Source organism: Variovorax sp. 350MFTsu5.1, from assembly GCF_048302515.1.
GTDB lineage: Bacteria > Pseudomonadota > Gammaproteobacteria > Burkholderiales > Burkholderiaceae_C > Variovorax > Variovorax guangxiensis.
This window is the reverse complement of sequence record NZ_CP157620.1, coordinates 2,117,916-2,141,588: the sequence shown is the minus strand read 5'-3', so window position 1 is coordinate 2,141,588 and position 23,673 is coordinate 2,117,916. Positions and strand designations below refer to the sequence as shown.

Genomic DNA, 23,673 nt, shown 5'->3' with positions numbered 1-23,673 from the left:
TCTTGCGGCAATGGCCGACGTTCGGGCACCGAGGCACCGGCCAATCTCGCTCTCCGCCGCAGGAGAGTTTCACCCCATGGACCACGTCTTCGCCCGCTTCGCCAACCGGATCGCCCATATCGCGGGCAGCCCCCTCACCTTCCTGGCCTGTGTGGCTGTGGTGATTGCATGGGCCATCGCCGGACCGTTCTTCGGGTACTCGGAAACGTGGCAACTCCTCATCAATACCGGCACGACCATCGTGACCTTCCTCATGGTGTTCCTGATCCAGAACACCCAGAACCGCGACGGCGTGGCGCTGCAGACCAAGCTCGACGAACTCATTCGCTCGTCCGACGCGCAGAACGAATTCATGGGGATCGAGAAGCTCACCGACCAGGAACTGACGGCTCTGCATGAAAGATGCGAAGCAGCGGCCAGGAAAGGCCATGCCGCGCTCGAGCAGACGCGGGCCGAACGCCGCAGGCGCGGGCACGAGCCCCCCGAAGGAGACTAGAGCAGACCTTCACTGACGAATGGAAAGAAAAACAGCAGCTGCAGGCGCGTTCCCAGTCCCACTTCAGGCTCATGGTCGTGGATTTCTTCGGTGCCGTTCCGGGTGCTGATCCACTGCAGCCGATCGCCTGGTTCCAGCAGGCGCAGGTGATAGGTACCCGATGCGCGCGCCCCGTCGATCAGCCCGAATATGTCCTTGGCAAGTGCTGGCGAATCGATGATCAGGCCGAGCTCGGTGTTCAGGCGCGAGGAGCGCAGATCCATGTTCATGGACCCGACAAAGCTGCTGCGACGGTCGATCACCAGCAGCTTGGCATGCGAACGTCCCACCGCATTCTTCAGCGACGAGGCCGTGATTCCGGATGCCGCCCTGGCGTCGCCCGCGCCGGCCTCATCGTCAGGCACGCCTGTGGTGCGCATCGCAAGCTGCTTGAGTTGGCCCGCGTCGACTTCGTCGATCTCCACCCCCAGCTTGAGCATCGGGACACGGTATCTGGCGTAGGCTGCGCTCGCGAACGGTTCATCGTTCGACGAAAGCGAATTGGTCAGCAGCGAAATGCGCCGTCCTGCCTGGCGCAGTTCTCCAAACAGCGCGAGACCCCGCTGCCCAGGAATGAAATAGGGAGTGGACAGCGCGATGTCCGACCGGGCTGCACGCATCGCCTCGATCACCCGCGACGTGACGGTGCTCGCGTCGTCGCCCTGCTCGGCACGACCGCTCACCTTCTCGGGGTTGTCGGCAAACACGTCGACATGCCCATACAGCATCTTGAGCGGCACGGGCCTCGAGAGGTCGCCCGACAGTGGCCTGTAGCCGAGCAGGTCTGGCGAGTCCGGCGGCGGCGTTGGGTAAGCCGCTTCGCCGTCGGCCACCAGCTTGTCGAAGGAATCCCGCAGGGCTTGCGGCGTCTCTCGGCTGACTTCGATCTCATGGAGCGGATAGACGTGCGGGCTGTTCCAGTAGGTGTCGAAGATGGCCTGCATCTTCGGCACCGCGGCTCCCGCCAGCAGCAGATCGAAGTCGAGGAAATTTCCTTCCTTGTCGTGAAAGAAATACTCGTTCGCGATGTTGCGCCCGCCCGCGACCGCGAAGGCACCGTCGGCGATGAACATCTTGTTGTGCATCCGATGGTTCAAGCGCGAGAAGTCGAGCAATGAGAATGCCCAGCGCGTCGACGCGAAGGCCCTACCTGCCGGGAACGGGTTGAACAGGCGAACCTGCACATTGGGATAGGCCGCCAGCGCAAGCAACATGCCGTCGCTGTCGGCCGTGTACATGTCGTCCACCAAGACCCGCACCCTCACGCCGCGAAGCGCCGCATCTTTCACGGCTTGCAGCAGCACGTGCCCCGTCACGTCGTTCTGCAGGAGGTAATACTGCAGATCCAGCGAGCCTTGGGCGTGGCGTGCCAAGGCCAGCCGTGCATCCATCGAGTAGGCGCTCAAGGGCAGCGGTCGAAAGGCCGACGACTCTCCTGCAGGAACGCTCTGCGCTGCGATGCGCCCAAGCGCGGTGCCGGTACTGGCCGCGATGGATGTATCGGCCTGCCGACTCTGCGAAGGTGGCGGCAACGACGCGCAGCCCTGGAGGAGCAGCATCAGCAGCGCGGCGATCAACAGTGGCGTCCAGCAGGTCTTCTTCATGACGATGAACGATCGAGTGAAGGCAGTTCCAGGCGAGCTTTGTCGCGAGGGGCTCGTCACGCCGCTTCCGTCGCGGCGCGTATCAACCGCACTTCCTGAAGAAGATCGGCCACGGCGCCGTCGAGCATTTCCAGGGCGGTGGCATCCACGAGTTCGCCGTCGCGAAAGCGCGAGCCGATGACGGGAATGGCCACGTGCGGGCGCGACAGCGGCCGAGCCAGGGTGGCGGCCAGCGCATCCCTGACTTGCGCCTGCGCCCGCACGCCGCCGAGTGCGCCGGGCGAGGACGTGACGACCAGCGATGGCTTGCCCTTCAACGGCGAAGCAAATGCCGGACGCGAAGCCCAGTCGATGGCGTTCTTGAGCACGCCCGGCATGCCGTAGTTGTATTCGGGCGAGCACAGCACCAGGCCGTCGGCCTCTGCGATGGCGGCCTTCAGTGCGGCCACGCCTGCCGGCGGGTTTGCGCCGTCCAGATCGGCGTCGTACAGAGGCACTTCCTCCAGGGTGACCACCTGCAGCTTCACTTCGGCGGGCAGCCGCGCCGCGAGGTGGCGCAACAGCATGGTGCTGTACGAGCCCCGGCGCAGGCTGCCGGAAATGCCGAGAAGGCGAACAGCGGAAGGAACGACATCCAAACGGGAAGCAGTCATCATCAGGATCCCAACAAAATATTGACAAAACCAATTTTATGCACAAAATGCAATCCATGCAGAAAATGCAGACAACCCAGCGAGAGCCCACCTTGGTCGACCAGGCCTTGGCGCGGCTGCGGCATGACGTGCTCAGTGGCACCTTCGCGGCCGGCACCAAGCTCAAGGTCGACGATCTGCAGAACGCCTATGGGTTTTCCAGCAGCCCGCTGCGCGAGGCCCTCAGCCGGCTGTCGCAGGAAGGGCTGGTCACCGCCGACGAGCGGCGCGGGTTCCGCGTGGCGCTCCTGTCGGCGGCCGACATGGCCGACATCACGCACATGCGGTTGATGCTCGACGTGCAGGCGCTGCGCGATTCGATCCAGCGCGGCGACGACGCATGGGAAGGCAATGTGGTCGCGGCCTTTCACCGGCTGGAACTGGTGGAGTCGCGCCTGTCCGACGGTCCCGTGATCCTGGACGACACCTGGGCCGATCTGCACCGCGGCTTTCACCTCTCTCTTCTGGCGGCCTGCGCATCGCAGCGCCAGCTCCGCTGGAGCGAGAGCCTGTTCGACCAGGCCGAAAGGTACCGCCGATTCAGCGGACGCTTCCGCAAGACGCTCAAGCGCAAGACCAACGAGCACCGCCGCATCCTCGATGCAGCGCTCAAGCGCGATGCCGACACCGCGTGCGCATTGCTGGAGGAGCACATGCTCGGCACGCTGCGCAACGTCGAGGCCATCCTCAAGGACGGGGTGCCGCCGGTCCCCTGACCCTTCCCCGGATCGCCCCGTTTTCCATAACAACACCGCTTTCGTCGGAGACAAGACAGCATGCTCAAGGTCCTCAGACCCACGCCTTCCCATTTCGGCATCTTCGTGACCGACCTGGAGAAGATGGTCGCCTTCTACACAGAGACCTTCGAGCTGACCGTCACCGACCGTGGCGTGGGAAGGACTTTCAAGAACCAGCTGGTCTTCACCAGCGCGAGCCCCGATCAACACCATCAGCTGGTGCTCGCCTCCGGCCGCCCGGCGGATGCGACCTTCAGCACGGTGATGCAGATCTCCTTCGTGGTGCCCAGCATCCAGCACCTGCGCGACGTCTCGCAGCGGGCCCTGGAACGCGGGGCCACAGACCTGCGCGGCCTCAACCACGGCAACGCGCTATCGATCTACCTGAAGGACCCCGAAGGCAACACGGTCGAGATCTACGTGGACATGCCCTTCTACGTGTCGCAGCCGCACGGCGATCCGCTGGACCTGAGCAAGGACGACGAGACCCTGATGCGCGAGACCGAGGCCATCTGCCGCAGCGACCCGACCTTCATGCCGCTGGAGCAGTGGCAGGCCCAGTTCCAGGCCCGTTCACCTGCCGCGCCCTGAGCGCCGGCGCCGTTCAGTAACCGCATCCACCCTTCCCATTCCACGGAGATTCCATGAAGCTGCTTTCTTTCCTGCACCAAGGTCGCGAAACCTGGGGCGCCGTCGTCGGCGACGGCGTCGTCGAACTCGCCCAGTCCCGCCCGCAGCAGCCCACGCTGCTCGACTACATCGCGTCTGGCGACTACCTGTACGCCGCGCAACATGTGGAAGGCCTGCCGGCGGTCGCCAAGCTGGCGGACATCACCTACCTGCCGGTGATCACGCGCCCCGAGAAGATCGTCTGCGCGGTGCGCAACTACATGGATCACCACCAGGAGGTCCTGGCCGCGGGCATGCAGCGCGAGCTGTCCGCGGAGCCGCCCATCTTCCTGCGCGTATGGCGCTCGCAGACGGCCCACAACCAGCCCATAGTGCGGCCGAACGTGTCCGACTCGCTCGACTGGGAAGGCGAACTCGCCGTCATCATCGGCAAGGGTGGCCGCAACATCGCGGAAGCGGATGCATACGACCACATCGCCGGCTACTCCTGCTACAACGACGGCAGCGTGCGCGAATGGCAGTTCCACGCCAAGCAGATCGCCTCGGGCAAGAACTTCGAGTCGACCGGCGGCTTCGGTCCCTGGATGGTGACGGCCGACGAGATCGCGCCGGGCCGCGAGCTCAAGCTCGAGACGCGGCTGAACGGCCAGGTGGTGCAGTCCAGCCACACGGGGCACATGATCTTCAGCGTGCCCAGGCTCATCAACTATGCCTCCACCATCTTCACGCTCAGCCCGGGCGACGTGATCATCACCGGCACGCCCGCCGGCGTGGGCTGGAGCAAGAAGCCGCCGCAGTACATGAAGCCGGGCGACGTGTGCGAAGTCGAGATCGAAGGCATCGGCGTGCTGCGCAACCCGATCGTCCAGCAGGCCTGAGGCCCCTTGCTGCGCGCCGACACCGTCGGCGCCTTTCCTGCCGCCTGCGGAGCTGACCCCGCCGGCGCTGGCAGCGGCACGCCTGCAGGGGCGCCGTCTGCCCTCCGCCTTGCAGGCGGACCCTCATTCAAAACGACGGAGACAACATCATGCAGCGCAGAGACTTTCTCGCCGCAGGCCTGAGCCTGGCCTGCGCCATCCCTTCGATCTCGCGGGCCCAGGGCTATCCCGACAGGCCCGTTCGGATCCTGCAGGGCTTCGCCGCAGGCGGCAACGCGGACACCATCGCTCGTGTGGTGGGCAACGAAATGACGAAGACCCTGGGCCAGCCCATGGTGGTGGAGGCGCAGACCGGCGCCGGCGGCACGATCGCCTCGGCCGCGGTGGCCCGCGCCAAGCCCGACGGCTACACCCTGCTGCTGGCCACCGGCGGCCATGCGGTGGCCGGCGCGCTCTACGGCAAGCTCAGCTACCAGACCGTCTCGGACTTCGAGATGATCTCCACGATCACCTTCTTCCCCTTCCTGATCGTGGTGCGTGCCGACTCGCCCTATGCCTCGCTGCAGGATCTGCTGAAAGCGGCGCGCGCGCCCGGCGGCAACATCTCCTACGGCACGGCAGGCATCGGCAGCACGCACCACCTGGCGGGCGAGCTGCTGGTCAAGACCGCGGGCGTGCCCATGCTCCATGTGCCGTACCGCGGCGATGCGGCGTCGATCACCGCGATCCTCTCGGGAGAGGTACCCTTCATCATTTCGCCGCCGACGGCGGTCATGGGCAACCTCAAGGCGGGCAAGCTGCGCGCACTGGCCACCACCGGCCCGCGCCGCTGGTCCCAGATGCCGCAACTGCCCACAGTGCAGGAGCAAGGCGTCGCCGGCTATGAAGTCACGTCCTGGGCGGGCCTGATGGCGCCTGCCGGGACGCCCCGCCCCATCGTCGAACAACTCAACGCCGCCGTGCAGAAGTCGCTGGAATCCGCTCAAGTGCGCGCTCGCCTCGAAGACATCGGCGGCGAAGCGCGCGGCAGCACTCCCGAAGAAATGCGGCAGCTGGTCCAGAACGAGCTGCGCAAGTGGACGACGGTGGTGAACGAAGCCCATATCCCCAAACAGTGAGGTCCCCATGTCCCTGATCCAGATCCGCAAGCGCAGCCTGACCATCGAGACCGTCTTCCATGAAGGCGGCCCGGCGGTCGACACGCCGCTCAGACTCGCGGCCAGCTGCGCCGTCATCCAGAACCCCTACGCCGGTCGATACGAGCCCGACCTGATGCCCTTCATGGCCGAGTTGCGCTCGCTCGGCACCCTGCTGGCGACGGAGCTGGTCGATACGCTGGGCAGGGATAAGGTCGAGGTCTACAGCAAGGCCGCCATCGTCGGCGTGAATGGCGAGATGGAGCATGGTGCGGTCTGGCACGAAGCAGGCGGCTGGGCCATGCGCGCCGTGCTCAACGAGCCCAAGGCGATCGTGCCGGCCGCCAAGGCCGTGGCCGCCACGGGCTACCGCCTGATGGTGCCGCTGCACTACATCCATGCCTGCTACGTGCGCAGCCACTTCAACAGCATGGAGATCGGCATCCAGGACGCGCCGCGGCCCAACGAGATCCTGTTCGCGCTGGTCATGGGCACCGGCGGACGCGTGCATTCACGCCTCGGCGGGCTGACCAAAGAGCAGGTTTCCGTGAATGACGGGCAACGCTGAACCCTTGGACGGACAGGAGCGAACGAGCAATGGCTGAAACGATGAGAGCGATCCAGGTCCGCACGCCCGGCGGCCCCGATGCGCTGGAGACGGTGGAACTCGCGATTCCGGCCTGCGGGCCGGGGCAGGTGCGCGTCAAGGCATCGGCGATCGGCGCGGGCGGCCCCGATGTCCTCATTCGAAAGGGCATCTACAAGTGGATGCCTCCGCTTCCCGCCATCCCGGGCAACGAGATGGTCGGCGTGATCGAGACCGTGGGGGAAGGCGTGGCATCGAGCCTGCTCGGCCGCCGCGTGCTCGTGAGCTCGCGCGAGCTGCCCGAACGCGGAGGTTGCTACGCGGAATACATCAGCGTTCCCGCCGAAGCGCCGTTCCTGCTGCCCGACGAGATCCCGGACGCCGACGCCTGCAGCCTGGGCAACGTGCAGTTGGCACAGGCCCTGTTGCTCGGCGTGCCGGCCGTTCAGCCCCTGCGCTCCATTCTCGTCCCCGGCGCTGCCGGCGGCGTGGCCACGGCACTCACCCAGCTCGCGGCCTTCCACGGAATCACCGTCATCGGCACGGCCTCGACCCCCGCCAAGCAGGCGCATGCGCTCAAGCATGGCGTCAGCATCCTGGTCGACCCCGATCCCGAAGGCCTTGCGCAGCGCGTGATGGAAGCGACCGATGGCCGGGGCGTCGACCTGGCCTTCGACCACGTGGGCGACCGCCTGCTGGTGGCCTGCATCCGCTCGCTCGCGCCGATGGGCACCGCGGTCTCCTACAACATCGCAGGGGGCCCTCCCTCCAACGACGTGTTCCAGGAATTGCGGGCCCTGCTGACCAAGAGCCTGGCCGTTCGGACCTTCTCCATCCACACCTTCGATGCGGATCGAGAGCAGCGCCGCGGCCTCATGGTCAAGGCCATCGAGCTGATGCGCCAGGGTGCGGTGAAGGCCCCGCCCACGAGCATCTATGGCCTCGGCGAGGCCCGCAAGGTCCATGAGCTGCTGGACGTGGGCGCTACCTTGGGCAAGATCGTTCTGAAGCCCTGAGAGCGCCACCGACGGCCATGCCGGCAGTCCATGAATCAGCTCTCTCCCTCCTTGCCCGCATTTGCAGCCCCGTGCTTCAGGCGCTTGCCTTGACCGCATCGAAATGCGGGATGCCATCGTCCGCGTTCCACACCACCGTCAAGACTGCATACGTTCAACCCTGAGGAGATCGACCATGGCTTCTTCGCTGTTCGCGTTCCTGCGCACCCCATCGGGGGCGTCCCCTACGCCCGAGGGCGTGGCGCTCAACCGCCGGCGCCTGCTGGCCGCAGGCTGCCTGTGCTGCGCGTTCCCGCTGGCCGGGGCGCAGACCACCGGACCTCTTCCGGCCAAGGCCCAGGCCCACCTGGACGCGGCCCGGCGAGCCGCCGGCGACGATCTGCTCGCGTACATGCGCCTGGGCGACGGCATCTCGCCCACGCCCAGCGCGCCACCGGTGTCGCCGGAAGCGCTGATGGCACTGCCCGCGCCGGCCCCGGGCTGGGCCTTCGACAACCTGTGCTTCGTCGGCAACAAATGGGTGAGCGCCTGGGGCCTGTCCACCTCGGAAGGCCTGGTCGTGATCGACGCGATGGACAACGACGACGAAGCCCGCACCCTGGTGGCCGCCGGCCTGCGCACACTGGGACAGGACCCGGCCACCATCCGCACGGTGCTGATCACGCACGGCCATGGCGACCACTACGGCGGCTTCGGTCATCTCAAGTCGATTTCCGGTGCCCGCGCCGCCATGAGCGAGGCGGACTGGACGATGACGGAAACGAAGCTGGAATTCGACCGCCCCGACTGGGGCCGTCCGCCCAAGCGCGACCTGGTGCTCAAGGAAGGCGAGACGCTGCGCTCGGGCGATACGCGCATAGACGTGCTGCTCACTCCCGGCCACACGATGGGCACGGTCTCGCTGCTCTTCGACGTGCGCGAAGGCGCGAAACGCCACCGTGCGCTGCTGTGGGGAGGCACCGCGTTCAACTTCCAGCGCAGCCCCGACCGCATGCAGAGGCTGCAGGCCTACATCGACCAGACGGAGCGCGTGCGCCGCCTGGTCGAGGCGCAGGGCGTGGACGTGTTCATCTCCAATCACGACCTCTTCGACGAGGCGGTGAAGAAGCTGCAGGCCCGCCAACAGGGCGGCAGCAGCCGCAACCCCTTCGTCATGGGTACGGCCAACGTCGTGCGGGCACTGACGGTCATGAACGAATGCGCGCGGGCCACACAGGTGGTGTGGAGCGCGTAGGCACTCGGTGCGATGCGCCTCGAGCGCCCATGAAGTCGTCTCCGGCAATCGAATTGGCAGGTAGCACAGCGCTCCGCGGAACGTGGGCAAGGCGCCGCTCAATCGATGGAGGCGCCGGAATCCCGCACGATCGCCTTCCACTTCTCGTGCTCGCGCTGAGCGAACTGCCCGAACTGCTCGGGGGTGCCTCCCACCGGATCGGCACCTTCCCGCACCATCTGCTCCTGCAGCGATGGCAGCACATCGTTCACGGTCTTGTTCACCAGCTGGATGACGGACGCCGGCGTGCCCTTGGGCGCGAAGAAACCGAACCATGAACCGGCGGAAAAACCCGGGAAGCCTTTCTCGGCGACCGTCGGAACGCCGGGCAAGGAGCGCGAGGGCCCCTCGCTGGAGACGGCCAGCGCCCGCAGCTTGCCCGCGCGGATGTGCTGGATCACCGACGGTACCGTGGCGAACATGAACTGAAGCCGCCCCGCCAGCAGGTCGTTGAGCACGTTGGCGCCCTTGTAGGGCACATGCACCGTGTTCATGCCGCTGCGCTGGCCCAGCATGTAGCTCGACAGGTGCGACGAAGTGCCGACGCCGGTGGAGCCGTAGGACAGCTTGCCGGGATGAGCCTTCGCGTACTCGATGAATTGCTCCAGCGTCTTCGCCGGGACGCTGGGGTGCACCACCAGCACGTTGGGCACGTCGGCGATCTGCACGATCGGCACCAGGTCCTTCAGCGGGTCGTAGGGCAAGCTCTTGTAGAGCGTCTGGTTCACGGCCATGGGCCCCACCGAGTTGACGATCAGCGTGTAGCCGTCGGGCGCGGCACGCACGGCCATCTCGGTGCCGATGTTGCCGCCGGCGCCGGGCTTGTTGTCGATGACGAAGGGCTGGCCGAGCTTCTCCGAGAGCTTCTGCGTCACGGCGCGCGCCAGGATGTCGGTGGTTCCGCCGGCAGTGAACGCCACGATGACCCGCACGGGTTTGGACGGGTAGGTCTGGGCCGTAGCCGCCGTGCAGAAGCTGAACGCCGCGGCGCCCGCCAGCAGCAGTGCGCGCCTTCTCGAGGGATTGGGGATGTTCATCGATGTCTCCATATGTTCTGGTCGTGGTCAGAGCGCGTAGCTGGGGTCCAGCCGGTCGAGCTTGCGAAGCAGGGCCGGCCACTCCATCACGCCGTAGGGTCGGCGAGTGCCGGGCTGGTACTGGTTCCAGGTTTCCTGCAGCACCTGGGCGGATACCGGCCGCAATGGCACGTTGCAGGCCATCGCGCCAAGCTGCGCCCGGCAGGCCAGTTCCAGGCGGTGCATCCAGTTGAACGCCTCGCCGACGGTGCGCCCTACTGTCAGCACACCGTGGTTGCGCAGGATCAGGGCCTCACCCTGGCCGAGGTCCTCGATGAGCGAGGCCTGCTCCTTCGTATCGAGCACGACGCCCTGGTAGTCGTGATAGCCGATCTTCAGGAAGCGCATGGCGGTCTGGGTGATGGGCAACAGGCCGCAATCGAGCGCGGACACCGCCATCGAAGCCCAGCTGTGCGTGTGGATCACGCAGGCCACCTCGGGCCGTGCTTCGTGCACGGCGCTGTGGATCACGTAGCCGGCCTTGTTGACGCCATAGCCCAGCGCGCCGAAATCGGGGCTGGCGAGGATGGTGCCGGCGTGGTCCACCTTGATCAGGCACGAGGCGGTGATCTCCTCGTACATCATGCCGTACGGGTTGATGAGGAACGCCTCCTCGCCCGGCACGCGCATGGAGATGTGGTTGGCCATCATGTCGGCCATGCCGTAGAAGTCGATCAAGCGATAGCAGGCTGCCAGGTCCACCCTCGCCTGCCATTCCGCTTCCGAACAGCGGTCGCGCATCGAGGCGATCCGAACCCTTCCGTCTTGCACAAGCATGAAATGCCATCCTTCCTGAAAATGGCGATATCGTCCGGCGTCGCCCTGGCGAGGTCCAATCGCTAATGGTGCGGACGCCATATCCTTTTTTCATGGACTACAACCTCCGCGACCTCAAATTCTTCGAGACGGTGGCGACCCTGGGCCACGTCAGCCGCGCCGCCGAACTCCTCGGGCGCAGCCAGCCTGCCATCACCAAGTGCATCCGCCGCCTCGAAGCCGCGGTAGGCGAGCGGCTCATCGAGCGCGACGGCCAGGGCGTGACGCTGACACCCTCCGGCTTGCTGCTGCTCGAACGCGCACGGCCGCTGCTGCAGCATGCGAGCCAGGTGCAGCAGGAACTGCGCGACTTCTCGACCGGTGCGATCGGCGACGTGCGCATCGGCAGCGGCCTCAGCACGGCGGCGCACGTGCTGCCGCAGATTTGCGCGCGACTGCTGCAGCAAAGCGGCGTCCGGCTCCAGGTGCTGCTCGGCACCAACGTGGGCATGCGCCGCGAACTGCGGGAGGGCCGTATCGACCTGCTGCTCGGCCTGCTGCCGCCGGACCCCGATCTGCGCACGGTGCCGCTGGCGGACGACATGGTCGGCCCGGCGGTACGTGCAGGCCATCCGCTCGCAGCTCGCGGATACGTGACCGCCGCTGAATTGATGGCGTGGCCCTGGGCCATGCCGACGCGCGAGATCCCGAGCCGCCAGTGGTGGGACCGCCGCCTGCAGGACTTGCAGCTGGCCGCGCCAGCCATCCAGATGCAGTCCAACTCGCCGGCATTGCTGCTGGGCATCGCCAGGCTCCACGACGTGATCGTGTTCACCTCGCACAGCATGCTGCCAGAAGGACTGGTCGCGCTGGCGGTGCCCGAACTCGCCATGCCCCGGGAGTTCGGCGTCGCGCTGCGCAGGGAAGGCTACCTTTCGCCCGCCGTACGCAGGACGCTGGAGTTGCTGGAAGGCGACGGCCAGGCGCTCTTCCAATACCAGCCCTGACGCTTGCTGTCAGTCCTTCAGCGGCGAGATGCCCTGCACCGGCCCGATCAGGCGTTCGAACAGGCTCTTGAGGCGCTCCACGCGTGCGCGGTCTTTCATGAAGGCATGAAAGTCCTCGGGGCTGGTGTTGTACTGCTCGATGCCCTTGAAGCCCGGCAGGGGCTGCACGTCCTTGCGGATAGGGAACTGCCGAGGGTTGGAAGCCACGGGCAGCGACAGCGTCCAGCTCATGTAGAGCTTCGCCGCCGCAGGATGTTTGGCGTCCTTGAAGATCGCGCCGGTCTGGGCCCAGGTCAGGAAAGGATCGGTCCTGGGCAGCACGAAGCGCAGCGACGACGACTCGACCGGAATGAAGCTGCCGGAGGTTCCCGTGGAGACGGCGTACTTGCCGGCCTCGACGGCGTCGCGCGGCGTCTGCGTGCCGCGCACCCACTGCACGCCGTTGGCCTTCAGCTGATCGATGAAGCCGATGCCGTACTTCTGGATGATCTTGTCGAACACATACAGCACCGCGTCGTCGTCGTTGGGGTACGTGATGATGATGCGGTTCTTGAACTCCGGCTTGAGGAAATCCACGTAGTCGCGAGGCGCGTTCTCGGCCGAGACGTAGTTCTTGTTGTAGCTGTTGGCGAAGGTCAGCATGAACAGGCCGGTGAAGCGGCCCTGGGGGTCCTTGTAGGCCGGGGGGATCTGCTCCCAGCCGATGGGCTTGTACGCAAGCAGCAGGCCGCGGGCCGCCCAATCGTCGAAGTCATGCAGCGTCTGCAGATGGGCGAGGTCCACCTGCAGGTCCTTGCGCAGCAATTGTTCCTCGATGCGCGCGTCGTGGTACTTGCTCAGGTCGACGACCAGGTCCAGCTTCATGCCCGGGAACTGCCGCTCGAAGGCGGACTTGATGCCGAACCCCTGCGTCACCTCGTCGCCGCCGGCGTAGACGGTCAGCGTTCCGCCTTCCTTCAGGGCCGCCTGGTAGAGATCGTTCAGGCTCAGGCCGCCACCGTCGCGCTCTGCTGCGGTGGCCGTCGGGGGAGCCACCGCCGGTGCTTGCTGGGCATGAGCCGAGAGGTTGACAGTTCCGGCTGCCAGCACGGCCGCCAGGACAGTCATGGGAAAGGAGCGGAACAGCTTCATGATCGCGTCGGGAAGAATGGAAAGCACCCAGCGTAGGCCCTCCCTTCGACCGAGGATGTGCGCCAACGCACACTTCACGACAGATACCTTCTCCGCGGTACCCGCCAGTTGCAAGGTGGTCGACTTGCTTTCGACTGTCAGGGATCATGCGGCCGTGAGTCGCTGCTGGCATGCGAATGGATCTGCCCGACGCCGCTGTCTCCTCCGCTGCCTAGCACGAGCCCGTCGAACCCCGTATCCGGAAGGCGCCCCGCCTCACAGGGAGGCCGGAGCAGGCCGCATCCCGTAGAAGTTGATACTGGCCAAAGGCTTCCTAGCGGCATCCTCGAAGACCATCCACAGGGACATCGAGCGCTTGCAAACATCCGCGGCGGTGGCCTGGGTGACGTGAACGTGGGCCGAGCCGGCCCTGTAGTCGAGCATCCTGCAAGGCGTCTGGCCGGGCTGGGCGACATCGGTGGCCACGAAGTCGAAAACGAGGTCGTTCTTCAATGTGCCGGCATCGCGATGCCGGAAGCTGCCGGAGAACGCGCACATGCCAAGGCCGTAAGCCATCATCGGCGAGATCGCGCCGGTGAACGAGCCATCCGGCGCCACGACGAGCTCGCCCGCAGTTGCCGCGTTCAGATCGCCCCAGCGCTTGGCAAGCACCGTCGAATCCACGGCGAGCGAATTGCCGGGCGAATAGGCCCAGGGGCCGAAAGTCCTGGAGGCGGAAGCTCCGACGGTGTAGTTGCCGCTCAGGGTGCTGTTGGCGCTGAAGCTTCCGTTGCCCGACAGAGGCTTCGGGTTGCCTATCTCCGGATAGAGCACTCCTGAGCCGAGGTTGAACTGCCAGCTCGAGTTGGCGGCGCTGAAAACGATGTCGCCGTAGAACGACGCATCGAGCCTGGGGAACTGCGCTCCGCTCAAGGTCATGAGTTCAAAGGTTGAGCCTTGCACCCTGGCAGCGCTGTCGATCTGCATGCTTCCGCCACTGAAGCCTCCGGCGAGCGGTGGCGCCTCCCAGACACCCTCGATCCCGTTGCCCACATCCGCGATCGAACCGGGCTGCGGTGCCGTCAGGCACTCGCCCGGATCGGATACAGGAAGCGTCTCGGATTTGGATGACGGTGCGGTATCGGATGCCATTGCCGGCTTGTCGCCGGACGACGCGGCCGGAGACAGGGCGAGTCCGCCGCCACCGCTGCCGCCTCCGCCCCCGCAGCCTTGAAGCACGCCCAGAACAAGTACGGATGCCGACGCCGCGACAATCCGGCTTTTCGTTCGTGACCGCTCCTTGCAGCCACCATTCGAAGCGGTCATCGCGACCGATGCGTGCAAAACGTTTCTCTTCACGACGTGCCCTCCTGAGACCAAGGATTTGAGTCTTCGAAGTCTCTCTGTGAGGGGCGCAAAGATCCCAGTGCAGAAAGTCATCGGCATTTTGTTTGCGCCGGAACGACGTGGAGCCGTCAGCCCGGAAGCCAGAACACGCTCACGGCGACAACGCCGATGCCGTCCGGTGCTTTTTGCTACCAGCTTCGCCCGGGGCTTTTGCTAAGCTGGCTGGGTCGGTGTACCCGCGGCCCAGGGGCAGCGGTTCAAAAAACGGGTATGCCAAAGGGTACGAACCGCCAAATGCACTCAATAACTTAGCGAATTTCATGAAAATAGCCACCTGGAACGTCAACTCCCTCACCGCGCGCCTGCAGCACGTGCTCGACTGGCTCATCGCCAACCCTGTCGACGTGCTGTGCCTGCAGGAGCTGAAGATGACGGACGACAAATTCCCGCTCGACGTGCTCAAGTCGGCCGGCTACGAGGCCGCGGTGTTCGGCCAGAAGACCTACAACGGCGTTGCCATCCTCAGCCTCGCGCCGGTGGGCGACGTGGTGAAGAACATCACCGGCTTCAGCGACGACCAGTCGCGCGTGATCGCGGCCACGGTGGAGACAGCGTCGGGTCCGCTGCGCGTGGTCAACGGTTACTTCGTCAACGGCCAGGCGCCGGGTACGGACAAGTTCGAATACAAGATGAAGTGGCTCGACGCGCTGCGCGACGCGCTGCGGCAGGAACTGGCGGCCAACCCGAACCTCGTGCTGCTGGGTGACTTCAACATCACGCCCGAAGACCGCGACAGCTTCGACCCCGTGGGCCTGAAGGAAACCATCCACCACACGACCGAAGAACGCAACCACTTCAAGGCGCTGCTCGATCTCGGCCTGAAGGACAGCTTCCGCATGTTCGAGCAGCCCGAGAAGAGCTACTCGTGGTGGGACTACCGCATGCTGGGCTACCAGAAGAACCGCGGCCTGCGCATCGACCACATCCTGGTGAGCGAGCCGCTGGTGCCGCGCGTGAAGGGCTGCATCATCGACCGCGTGCCGCGCAAGTGGGAAAAACCGAGCGACCATGCCCCGGTGGTGCTCGACCTGGACCTGGGGGCCTAGGCCATGGCCGCGCGCAAACTGGCAGTGGCCGCCGTCGCGCTGATGCTCTCGGCCTGTTCGCTGCTGAAGCCGGCCGACAAGGCGGAGGAAGGCGACAACAAGGGCACCCCGCCCTCTTCCACCGGCGAGACCACGACCGACGGCCGCGAGGTGCCGACCGTGCGGCTCATCACCGCGCAGACGCCCGCGGTGCGCGCCTACCGCAAGATCGGCGCGCGACACATCTACAACAAGTACGCGAGCCGCATCTACAAGGGCAAGCTGCCGCCGCTGGTGTATGCGGTGGTGGTGGTCGAGACCGACATCGACGCGACGGGCAAGGTGGTGAACGTCACCTTCAGCCGAACGCCGAGCCATGCGCCGGAGGTGGCGCCGATGATCGCGGAGATGATCAAGGCCGCCTCTCCCCTGCCCAACCCGGGCAAGCTCGGAGGCCACACCTACGTGGACACCTGGCTCTGGGACCGCAGCGACAAGTTCCAGATCGATTCGCTGACGCAGGGGCAGCGCAGCCGCTGAAAGAGCGAAGCGGAAGAAAGAAAAAAGGCCCTGAAGGGGCCTTTTTCATTCGATGCCGAGTTCCTGGATCTTTCGGGTGATGGTGTTGCGCCCGATGCCGAGTTTCTGCGCCGCCTCGATGCGGCGGCCGCGCGTGTTGGCCAGCGCGGTGAGGATCAGCCTCGACTCGAATCGGCGCGAAAGCACGTCCCACACGTCGGTGCGGCCGGCAGCCAGCAGGGCCTGCGCCTCGGCCTCCAGGCCGCCTTCCCAGCTGCTGGTGGTGCTCGCTGCTGGAGCATGAGTCTCGACGTGTTCGGAGACGGCAAGCGCGGAGGACACCGCCTCGCCGCCGGTCACCGGCAGCGAGGGCGCAGGCTGTGCCGCCACGGGCGTCGATGCGACGAACGGCGCGTCGGCCACGGCATGCGCTTCTGCACCTGTGCCGCCCGCCATCATCACTTCGGGCGGCAGGTCCTTCGCCTCGATCAGCTGGGCCGGTGCCATCACCGTCAGCCAGTGGCAGATGTTCTCCAGCTGGCGCACGTTGCCCGGGAAATTGAATGCCGCGAGCTTCGCCAATGCAGCATCAGAGATGCGCTTGGGCTCCACGCCGAGCTGGCGCGCGCTCACCTGCAGGAAGTGGCGCGTGAGCGCGGGCACGTCCTCGCCGCGCTCGCGCAGGGCCGGCAGGCGCAGGCGGATCACGTTGAGGCGGTGGAACAAGTCTTCGCGGAAGCCGCCGAGCTTGACGCGCTGCTCCAGGTCCTGGTGGGTCGCCGCGATGACGCGCACGTTGGCCTTCACCGAGTTGTGGCCGCCCACGCGGTAGAAATGGCCGTCGCTCAGCACGCGCAGCAGGCGCGTCTGCAGGTCGAAGGGCATGTCGCCGATTTCGTCGAGGAAGAGCGTGCCGCCCTCGGCCTGCTCGAAGCGGCCGCGGCGCATGGTCTGCGCGCCGGTGAAGGCGCCGCGCTCGTGGCCGAAGAGTTCGCTCTCCAAGAGGTCCTTGGGGATGGCGGCGGTGTTGATGGCCACGAAGGGGCCGTTGGCGCGCGGCGAGTGCTTGTGCAGCGCGCGCGCCACCAGTTCCTTGCCCGAGCCCGATTCACCGGTGATGAGCACCGTGACGTTGCTCTGCGAAAGACGCCCGATGGCGCGGAACACGTCCTGCATGGCGGGCGCCTGGCCGAGCATCTCTGGCGCGGCGACCATGCGCTCCTCGGCCACTTCCTCGCGCTGGCTTTCGTCGACCGCGCGGCGGATGAGCTCGACCGCGCGCGGCAGGTCGAAGGGCTTGGGCAGGTATTCGAAGGCGCCGCCCTGGAACGCCGAGACGGCGCTGTCGAGGTCGGAGAACGCCGTCATGATGATGACCGGCAGGCCCGGGTGCAGGGCCTTGATCTTGTCGAGCAGGTCGAGCCCGGAACCGCCGGGCATGCGGATGTCGCTCACCAGGACCTGGGGCGCGAGCTGGTCGTCGTCGGCGGCCTGCTCGAGTGCCGCCAGAACTTCGCGCGTGTTGGTGAAGCTGCGCGTGGGCAGGTCTTCGCGCAGCAGAGCCTTCTCGAGCACGAAGCGAATCGATTGGTCGTCATCAACTATCCAGATCGGCTTCATGCATCTCCTCTGTTGCCGGTGGCTGCGCTAGGGCAGCGGTATCAATATCTTGAAATCGGTTCGGCCCGGGACGCTGTCGCACTCGATCACGCCGTGATGCTGTTGCACAAAAGTCTGCGCGAGCGTCAATCCCAGCCCGGTCCCGCCTTCCCTGCCCGATACGAGCGGATAGAAGATGCGGTCCTTGATCGTGTCCGGCACACCCGGTCCATTGTCGATTACATGCAATTCCAGTGCCAGTCGATACCACTGCTTGTTGAAGATCACCTGGCGGGCCACCCGCGTCTTGAAAGTGATCTGCGCGTCACCGGCGGCGCGGCGCTCCGCCAGCGCCTGCGCCGCGTTGTGCGCGATGTTCAGCGTGGCCTGGATGAGCTGCTCACGATCGCCGCGGAACTCGGGAATGGAAACGTCGAAATCGCGCTCGATGTGCAGGTCGCGCGGAAACTCCGCGAGGATGACCGAGCGCACCCGCTCGCAGACTTCGTGGATGTTGACGTCTCCCACCACGTGAGGGCGGCGGTGCGGCGCCAGCAGCCGGTCGACCAGCGTCTGCAGCCGGTCGGCCTCGTGGATGATGACCTGGGTGTATTCGACGAGGTCGCGCGATTCGACCTCCATCTGCAGCAGCTGCGCGGCGCCGCGGATGCCGCCCAGCGGGTTCTTGATCTCGTGCGCAAGGTTGCGGATGAGCTCCTTGTTCGCCTGCGCCTGGTCGATGAGCCGCTCCTCCCGGTCCTGCCGCACCTGCTGCTCCAGCGGCGACATTTCGATGATGAGCTCGCCCTTCTTCTCGCCGTGCGCGAGCGAAACCTGCACCGGCATCAGCTCGTGGTTCACGCGGCGCAGGAAGGCTTCGTAGCGCAGCGTGGCGAAGTCGTTGCTGCTCGCGCCGTCGATGGCCGTGCGCAGCACCTGCGGCTCGTGGAAGCACGCGCCGAACTGGGAGCCTTCGAGCGTGCGGCGCGATGTGCCGAGCGCGTCCTCGAGCCCCGCGTTGGCGAACAGTACCGAGCCCTTGCTGTCGACCACCGCGATCAGCGTGGACAGCAGGTCGAAGGACTGGAAGCGCGAATTGGCGCCGGCCGCCTTCTTCCCGAACACCATGGCGTCTTACTGAGGCTGCTTGGCGGGCAGCCGGGCGATCTCGCGGCGGATGCCGGCGATGTCGCTCTCGTTGCGCGCCAGCTCGGCCTTCATCTCGGCGACGCGGTCCAGGTATTTCTGGTAATTGCGGCCTTCGCTGCCCTGCTTCTCGGGCTCGCCGTTGTTGTATTCCTTCTGCAGCTCGGCCTGCCGCGCCTCGGCCTTCTTGAGCTCGGCCTCGAGCACCGCGCGCGCCTCGCCGTCACGGGCACGCTGGTCGACGCCTTCCACGCGGGGGCTGCCGGCCGGTGAACGCGCCGCCGAAGAGCCACCGCCCGAAGAGGAAGATGCGGAACCGCCGCCCGAAGCCCTCGTGCCCTGCACCACCGTGACGTTGCCGCCTTCCATCACCTTGCAGCCCTTCTGCTGCGCGATGGTGGAGTTGTTCGTGTATTCGTTGCCGCAGCGCCAGACGCGCTCCTGCGAAAGCGCCGGCAACGCGACCAATGAACCAGCCAGGAAAATGAGGGAAGCAGTCTTCATGTGTATCGGTGGAGAGCGGCGACAAAGGCGCATTTTCGTGCAATTCGACGGCAAAAGTGACCAGATGTTCCACCCAAAAGAAAAAGGACGGCCGAGCCGTCCTTCATGACCCATCAGGCCTGCACCTCCCGTGAGGAAGGCGCATGCAGTCTGGGGGGAACCGATTACAGGGAGTAGTACATGTCGAACTCGACCGGATGGGTCGCCATGCGGAAGCGCGTGACTTCCTGCATCTTCAGGTCGATGTACGCGTCGATGTAGGCATCGGTGAACACGCCGCCCTTGGTCAGGAACGCACGGTCCTTGTCCAGGTTTTCCAGGGCCTGGTCGAGGCTGTGGCAGACGGTCGGGATCAGCGCGTCTTCTTCCGGCGGCAGGTGGTACAGGTCCTTGCTGGCGGCTTCGCCCGGATGGATCTTGTTTTCCACGCCGTCGAGGCCTGCCATCAGCAGGGCCGCGAAACCGAGGTACGGGTTCATCAGCGGATCGGGGAAGCGCGCTTCGACACGGCGGCCCTTCGGGTTGGCCACGAACGGAATGCGGATCGATGCCGAGCGGTTCTTGGCCGAGTAGGCCAGCTTCACCGGGGCCTCGAAGCCGGGGACCAGGCGCTTGTAGCTGTTGGTGCCGGGGTTCGTGATGGCGTTCAGGGCACGGGCGTGCTTGATGATGCCGCCGATGTAGTGCAGGGCGAAGTCCGAGAGGCCTGCATAGCCGTCGCCGGCGAACAGGTTCTTGCCGTCCTTCCAGACCGACTGGTGCACGTGCATGCCGGAGCCGTTGTCGCCGACGACGGGCTTGGGCATGAAGGTGGCGGTCTTGCCGTAGGCGTGGGCAACGTTGTGGATCACGTACTTCTGCAGCTGGACCCAGTCGGCGCGCTGCACCAGCGTGCTGAACTTGGTGCCGATCTCGAGCTGGCCGGCGTTGGCCACTTCATGGTGATGCACTTCGACCGGGATGCCCAGCGATTCGAGCACCAGGCACATTTCCGAGCGCATGTCCTGGAAGCTGTCGACCGGGGGAACCGGGAAGTAGCCGCCCTTGACCGCGGGACGGTGGCCGCTGTTGCCGTGCTCGAACTCCTTGTCGGTGTTCCACGAGGCTTCTTCGGATTCGATCTTCACGAAGCAACCCGACATGTCGTTCTTCCAGCGCACGCCGTCGAACACGAAGAATTCGGGTTCCGGACCGAAATAGGCGGTGTCGCCCAGGCCCGATGCCTTCATGTACGCCTCGGCGCGCTTGGCGAGCGAGCGCGGATCGCGCTCGTAGGCCTTGCCGTCGGCGGGGTCGATCACGTCGCAGGTCAGGATCATCGTCGTCTCTTCGAAGAACGGATCGATGTTGGCGGTGTTCGGGTCGGGCATGAGCTGCATGTCCGAAGCTTCGATCCCCTTCCAGCCGGCGATGGACGAGCCGTCGAATGCGTGGCCCGAGGTGAATTTGTCTTCGTCGAAAGCCGAGACCGGCACGGTCACGTGCTGCTCTTTGCCGCGGGTATCGGTGAAGCGGAAGTCGACGAACTTGACCTCGTTTTCCTTGACGAGCTTGAGTACATCGGCGACGGTCTTTGCCATCAGTTTCTCCTGAGTTGGATGGTGGTTAGGAATACAGGGACGTGGGATGCAGTTTCTGTGCCATTGTCGCCTCGCCGGATGAGGCTTCGATGACCGCCGTGGAACCCAAATGAAGGCGGAAATTCACTATTTTGGTGCATTGATTTTTATCGCACCAATTCAGGGCCAAGCTTGGCGTCAAAAGTGTGCAGACCTTCGATGAGCTGGGCATAGGCGGCGTCGAGCCGGCCCGCGTCGCCCTTGACGCCCAGTTCGATGTGGCGGCCGTAGGTCGGGTGATCGACGCTGGGCAGGCTGAACACCTTGACGCCGGCATGGGTGGCCTCGATGGCTTCCATGAGGGGGGTCAGCGTGGCCTCCATGGCACCGAAAACGATCACGGACTTCTCGGCGACCGCGTTGCTGGCGAACAGGCTGGCGTAGCGCCCGTCGAGCACCGATTCGATCATCGGCCAGGCCATGACGGGAAAGCCCGGCACGAAGTGCACGTCGCCCACGCTGAAGCCCGGAATCTTGTTGTACGGGTTGTAGATGAGCGTGGCCCCCTGTGGAAACACGCCCATGTTGAGCCGGTGCACGTTGTCGGCCCGGTCGGGCTCGTAGGGCACGCCCTGCTCGCGCGCGGTGTCCTGCATGCGCTCGCGGATCAGCAGCTCGGCCTCGGGGTGCAGCGCCAGCGGCACGCCCAGCGCCCTGGCCGCGCACTGGCGGGTGTGGTCGTCGGGCGTGGCGCCGATGCCGCCGGTCGAGAAGACGACGTCGCCCGAGGCGAAGGCGCGCTGCAGCGCCGCCGTGATGCGGGCGGGCTCGTCGCCCACGTATTCGGCCCAGCCCAGCTGCAGGCCGCGGGCGGCGAGCAGCTCGATGACCTTGGACATGTGCTTGTCGGCACGCTTGCCGGAGAGGATCTCGTCGCCGACGACGATGAGACCGAATGCGCGAGTCATGGAGAACCCCATTGGGAAAGAGCGGCCTTGCTGGCTTCATCGGCCTCGATGGCGGGCGTGCCGCCGGCCGCGGATGCTTCCGCCGCCGCGCGCCGGGCGCGCAGCTGCGCGAGCGCGTCGAGGCAGTAGTGGGCGAACCAGAGCGCCGAGAAGGCGAAAACCAGTGTGTAGATCCAGATGGCGATCGGCACAAGCACGAAGAAGGCGGCGGCGAACAGCAGGCCCGACGCCCAGACGATGCTGGGTGCGGCGCCCAGGTAGCCGCACAGCACGCCGATGCACAAGAGCGGCACCCGGTGCGCTCGGATGAGCGCGGCGCGCTCCTCGGGGCTGGCATGCTCGGCCAGCGCGTCGAAGCTCATCACGCGGTAGGTGAGCCAGCCCCAGATCAGCGGCGGCAATATCAGCACCAGCGGAGGAATTAGCCACAGCGGCATCGACACCACCAGCGCGATCACCGCCAGCACGGTGGCGGCCAGCGAGCGCGCCACGCTACCGAGGAAGGAAGCGCCCTTCTTCTGCTCCAGCCCCGGAAAACGCCGTTCGCCGACCAGCTTCGTCAACGCGGGAGCCATGAAACCGGCCACGATCAGCAGGCAGACCACCACGATCACCGGCGTGGCGGCGAACACCACGACCAGCGATGCCAGCACGGAAGTGACGTCGCCGGAGAAGAGGCGGCCGAGCCACGACCAGAAGCTCGACAGCAGCGGCCAGGCGTCGAGCGCGCCGCGCGTCCAGACCACGGCCGCGTCCCAGTATAAGTAGCCCAGCGCCGCGGCCAGCACGATCATGAGCCCCAGCGGCAGCAGCGACAGCACGATCACGCGCGGCAGCATGCAATAGGCGACCGCGCGCCAGAAGGAGTCGAGGAGCAGGCGCATGAGGCAGCGAGGATAACGCCTCGGGCACGCGGTTCAGGGCCCGGAGCCCCTCAACCGCGACCGACCATTCGCTTCAGTCCCAGCCATTGCTGCGCCCAGAAGCCGCGGCCGTAGTCGCGCACGCGGCCGTCGGCACGGGGCTCCACCTGGTCGCGGATGCCGGTCGGGTCGTAGCGGTTATCGAAGTTGGCGGTGCGAAAGAGCATGTCCCACCAAGGCAGCAGCACGCCGAAGTTGTGGCCGCCGAGGGTGGTGGGGCCGTTCGATTCGTGGCCAAGCCCGATGCTGTGGTGCAGCCGGTGGAAGCGCGGGCTGATCCACAGCCGCTCGCCGATGGCGCCGAAGCTCAGCCGCAGGTTGGCGTGCTGCAGGCTCTCGCTGAGCTGGGTGAAGGCGACGAAGGCGATGAACTGCCCCGGCGCCACGCCGATGAGCTGCGCGACGATGACGATCAGCGCGTCGTGGATGATGTCGTCGAGCAGGTGATTGCGGTCGTCGCTCCACATCGTCATCTGGCGCTGCGAGTGATGCAGCGAATGCAGCCCCCACCACCAGTTGAACTGGTGCTGGCCCCGGTGGATCCAGTAGCCCACGAAATCGAGCACCACGAGGTAGATGGCGAAGGCAACCCAGGGAATGTCGGTGACGCCCGGCCACACCTCGTCGAGGTGGAAAGTGCCCCACCCCGCCGTGCGCAGCACGCCCATGGCGTCGTCGAAGAAAGGCTGCAGCGTGAAGAACATCGCCAGCCGGAACAGCCCCAGCCGGTGGATCAGCGTGTAGAGCACGTCGATGCGGATCGCGTGGCGGTCGACCACCGGCTCCGCCGAACGCCAGCGCTGCAGCGGCCCGATGATGGCCAGCAGCACCAGGATCTGGATCACGCCCACCAGCAGCCAGCCGGTGGCGTCGAAGGCATCCTCCGTCCAGCCGCCCAGTCCCACGGCGTAGACCAGCGGCTGCACGGCGGTTTCGAAGAACCAGCCCTGCATGGCGGAAAAGGCGTCTGTCAGCCAGTCGATCACG

General features: G+C 65.9%; 24 protein-coding genes. 11 read left to right on the top strand and 13 right to left on the bottom strand.

All coding sequences use genetic code 11. From position 1 onward, the window contains the following. The first annotated feature begins 76 nt into the window (after positions 1-76). A complete protein-coding gene (locus ABL843_RS09510; RefSeq protein ID WP_418119686.1) occupies positions 77-496 on the top strand; it encodes a low affinity iron permease family protein in 420 nt (139 codons plus the stop codon). Here ABL843_RS09510 and ABL843_RS09505 read toward each other — a convergent pair. Continuing rightward, complete coding sequence (locus ABL843_RS09505) at positions 493-2,139, bottom strand: phospholipase D family protein (protein ID WP_418119685.1); 1,647 nt, start codon at positions 2,137-2,139, stop codon at positions 493-495. The genes ABL843_RS09510 and ABL843_RS09505 overlap by 4 nt on opposite strands. A gap of 56 nt (positions 2,140-2,195) precedes the next feature. Then, positions 2,196-2,705: an NADPH-dependent FMN reductase gene (locus ABL843_RS09500; RefSeq protein ID WP_418119684.1), complete on the bottom strand. Its 510-nt coding sequence runs from the start codon at positions 2,703-2,705 to the stop codon at positions 2,196-2,198. Positions 2,706-2,830: 125 nt separating this feature from the next. Between ABL843_RS09500 and ABL843_RS09495 the strand changes: the two genes are divergently transcribed. From ABL843_RS09495 to ABL843_RS09465, 7 genes are all read left to right on the top strand, one after another. After that, positions 2,831-3,547, top strand: coding sequence for a GntR family transcriptional regulator (locus tag ABL843_RS09495; RefSeq protein ID WP_418119683.1), 717 nt, complete (start codon positions 2,831-2,833; stop codon positions 3,545-3,547). Between the two features lie 60 nt (positions 3,548-3,607). Further along, positions 3,608-4,159 (top strand): VOC family protein, encoded by a 552-nt coding sequence (locus ABL843_RS09490; RefSeq protein WP_126024564.1) that lies wholly within the window; start codon positions 3,608-3,610, stop codon positions 4,157-4,159. A gap of 53 nt (positions 4,160-4,212) precedes the next feature. Further along, positions 4,213-5,076, top strand: a complete 864-nt coding sequence (locus ABL843_RS09485; RefSeq protein ID WP_418119682.1) for a fumarylacetoacetate hydrolase family protein — start codon at positions 4,213-4,215, stop codon at positions 5,074-5,076. Between the two features lie 149 nt (positions 5,077-5,225). After that, complete coding sequence (locus ABL843_RS09480; RefSeq protein WP_418119681.1) at positions 5,226-6,194, top strand: Bug family tripartite tricarboxylate transporter substrate binding protein; 969 nt, start codon at positions 5,226-5,228, stop codon at positions 6,192-6,194. Between the two features lie 7 nt (positions 6,195-6,201). Next, positions 6,202-6,780 (top strand): amino acid synthesis family protein, encoded by a 579-nt coding sequence (locus ABL843_RS09475; protein WP_418119680.1) that lies wholly within the window; start codon positions 6,202-6,204, stop codon positions 6,778-6,780. 41 nt (positions 6,781-6,821) lie between these two features. Further along, positions 6,822-7,814 (top strand): zinc-dependent alcohol dehydrogenase family protein, encoded by a 993-nt coding sequence (locus tag ABL843_RS09470; protein ID WP_418119679.1) that lies wholly within the window; start codon positions 6,822-6,824, stop codon positions 7,812-7,814. A gap of 175 nt (positions 7,815-7,989) precedes the next feature. Next, positions 7,990-9,048, top strand: coding sequence for an MBL fold metallo-hydrolase (locus ABL843_RS09465; RefSeq protein WP_418119678.1), 1,059 nt, complete (start codon positions 7,990-7,992; stop codon positions 9,046-9,048). 98 nt (positions 9,049-9,146) lie between these two features. On the opposite strand, the gene ABL843_RS09460 is transcribed toward ABL843_RS09465, so the two are convergent. Then, positions 9,147-10,124, bottom strand: coding sequence for a Bug family tripartite tricarboxylate transporter substrate binding protein (locus tag ABL843_RS09460; protein WP_369658949.1), 978 nt, complete (start codon positions 10,122-10,124; stop codon positions 9,147-9,149). Positions 10,125-10,151: 27 nt separating this feature from the next. After that, a complete protein-coding gene (locus ABL843_RS09455) occupies positions 10,152-10,940 on the bottom strand; it encodes a class II aldolase/adducin family protein (protein WP_418119677.1) in 789 nt (262 codons plus the stop codon). A gap of 92 nt (positions 10,941-11,032) precedes the next feature. On the opposite strand from ABL843_RS09455, the gene ABL843_RS09450 reads away from it, so the two are divergent. Then, positions 11,033-11,926: a LysR family transcriptional regulator gene (locus tag ABL843_RS09450; RefSeq protein WP_418119676.1), complete on the top strand. Its 894-nt coding sequence runs from the start codon at positions 11,033-11,035 to the stop codon at positions 11,924-11,926. A gap of 9 nt (positions 11,927-11,935) precedes the next feature. On the opposite strand, the gene ABL843_RS09445 is transcribed toward ABL843_RS09450, so the two are convergent. Together ABL843_RS09445 and ABL843_RS09440 are read right to left on the bottom strand one after the other, a co-directional pair. Next, positions 11,936-13,033, bottom strand: a complete 1,098-nt coding sequence (locus ABL843_RS09445; protein ID WP_418119675.1) for an ABC transporter substrate-binding protein — start codon at positions 13,031-13,033, stop codon at positions 11,936-11,938. A gap of 279 nt (positions 13,034-13,312) precedes the next feature. Further along, positions 13,313-14,395: a hypothetical protein gene (locus ABL843_RS09440; protein ID WP_418119674.1), complete on the bottom strand. Its 1,083-nt coding sequence runs from the start codon at positions 14,393-14,395 to the stop codon at positions 13,313-13,315. A 308-nt stretch (positions 14,396-14,703) separates the two neighbouring features. On the opposite strand from ABL843_RS09440, the gene xth reads away from it, so the two are divergent. After that, the gene (gene xth, locus ABL843_RS09435) at positions 14,704-15,489 is read left to right on the top strand and encodes an exodeoxyribonuclease III (RefSeq protein WP_184635879.1); all 786 of its coding nucleotides are present in this window, start codon (positions 14,704-14,706) and stop codon (positions 15,487-15,489) included. A gap of 3 nt (positions 15,490-15,492) precedes the next feature. Continuing rightward, complete coding sequence (locus ABL843_RS09430) at positions 15,493-16,008, top strand: hypothetical protein (RefSeq protein WP_184635877.1); 516 nt, start codon at positions 15,493-15,495, stop codon at positions 16,006-16,008. 45 nt (positions 16,009-16,053) lie between these two features. Here ABL843_RS09430 and ntrC read toward each other — a convergent pair whose 3' ends face one another. The 7 genes from ntrC to ABL843_RS09395 form a co-directional block, all read right to left on the bottom strand. Next, complete coding sequence (gene ntrC, locus ABL843_RS09425) at positions 16,054-17,607, bottom strand: nitrogen regulation protein NR(I) (RefSeq protein WP_418119673.1); 1,554 nt, start codon at positions 17,605-17,607, stop codon at positions 16,054-16,056. A gap of 27 nt (positions 17,608-17,634) precedes the next feature. Beyond that, complete coding sequence (gene glnL / locus ABL843_RS09420; RefSeq protein ID WP_126024536.1) at positions 17,635-18,714, bottom strand: nitrogen regulation protein NR(II); 1,080 nt, start codon at positions 18,712-18,714, stop codon at positions 17,635-17,637. A 6-nt stretch (positions 18,715-18,720) separates the two neighbouring features. Further along, positions 18,721-19,236, bottom strand: coding sequence for a hypothetical protein (locus ABL843_RS09415; RefSeq protein WP_184635873.1), 516 nt, complete (start codon positions 19,234-19,236; stop codon positions 18,721-18,723). A 164-nt stretch (positions 19,237-19,400) separates the two neighbouring features. Further along, positions 19,401-20,816, bottom strand: coding sequence for a type I glutamate--ammonia ligase (gene glnA, locus ABL843_RS09410; protein ID WP_126024534.1), 1,416 nt, complete (start codon positions 20,814-20,816; stop codon positions 19,401-19,403). A 146-nt stretch (positions 20,817-20,962) separates the two neighbouring features. Next, entirely contained in the window at positions 20,963-21,763 is an 801-nt protein-coding gene (locus ABL843_RS09405) for a competence/damage-inducible protein A (protein WP_369659004.1), read from the bottom strand. Continuing rightward, positions 21,760-22,647: an EI24 domain-containing protein gene (locus ABL843_RS09400; protein WP_418119672.1), complete on the bottom strand. Its 888-nt coding sequence runs from the start codon at positions 22,645-22,647 to the stop codon at positions 21,760-21,762. The genes ABL843_RS09405 and ABL843_RS09400 overlap by 4 nt, the downstream gene beginning before the upstream one ends. 50 nt (positions 22,648-22,697) lie before the next feature. Then, positions 22,698-23,672, bottom strand: a complete 975-nt coding sequence (locus ABL843_RS09395; protein WP_418119671.1) for a sterol desaturase family protein — start codon at positions 23,670-23,672, stop codon at positions 22,698-22,700. Position 23,673: the final 1 nt, after the last annotated feature.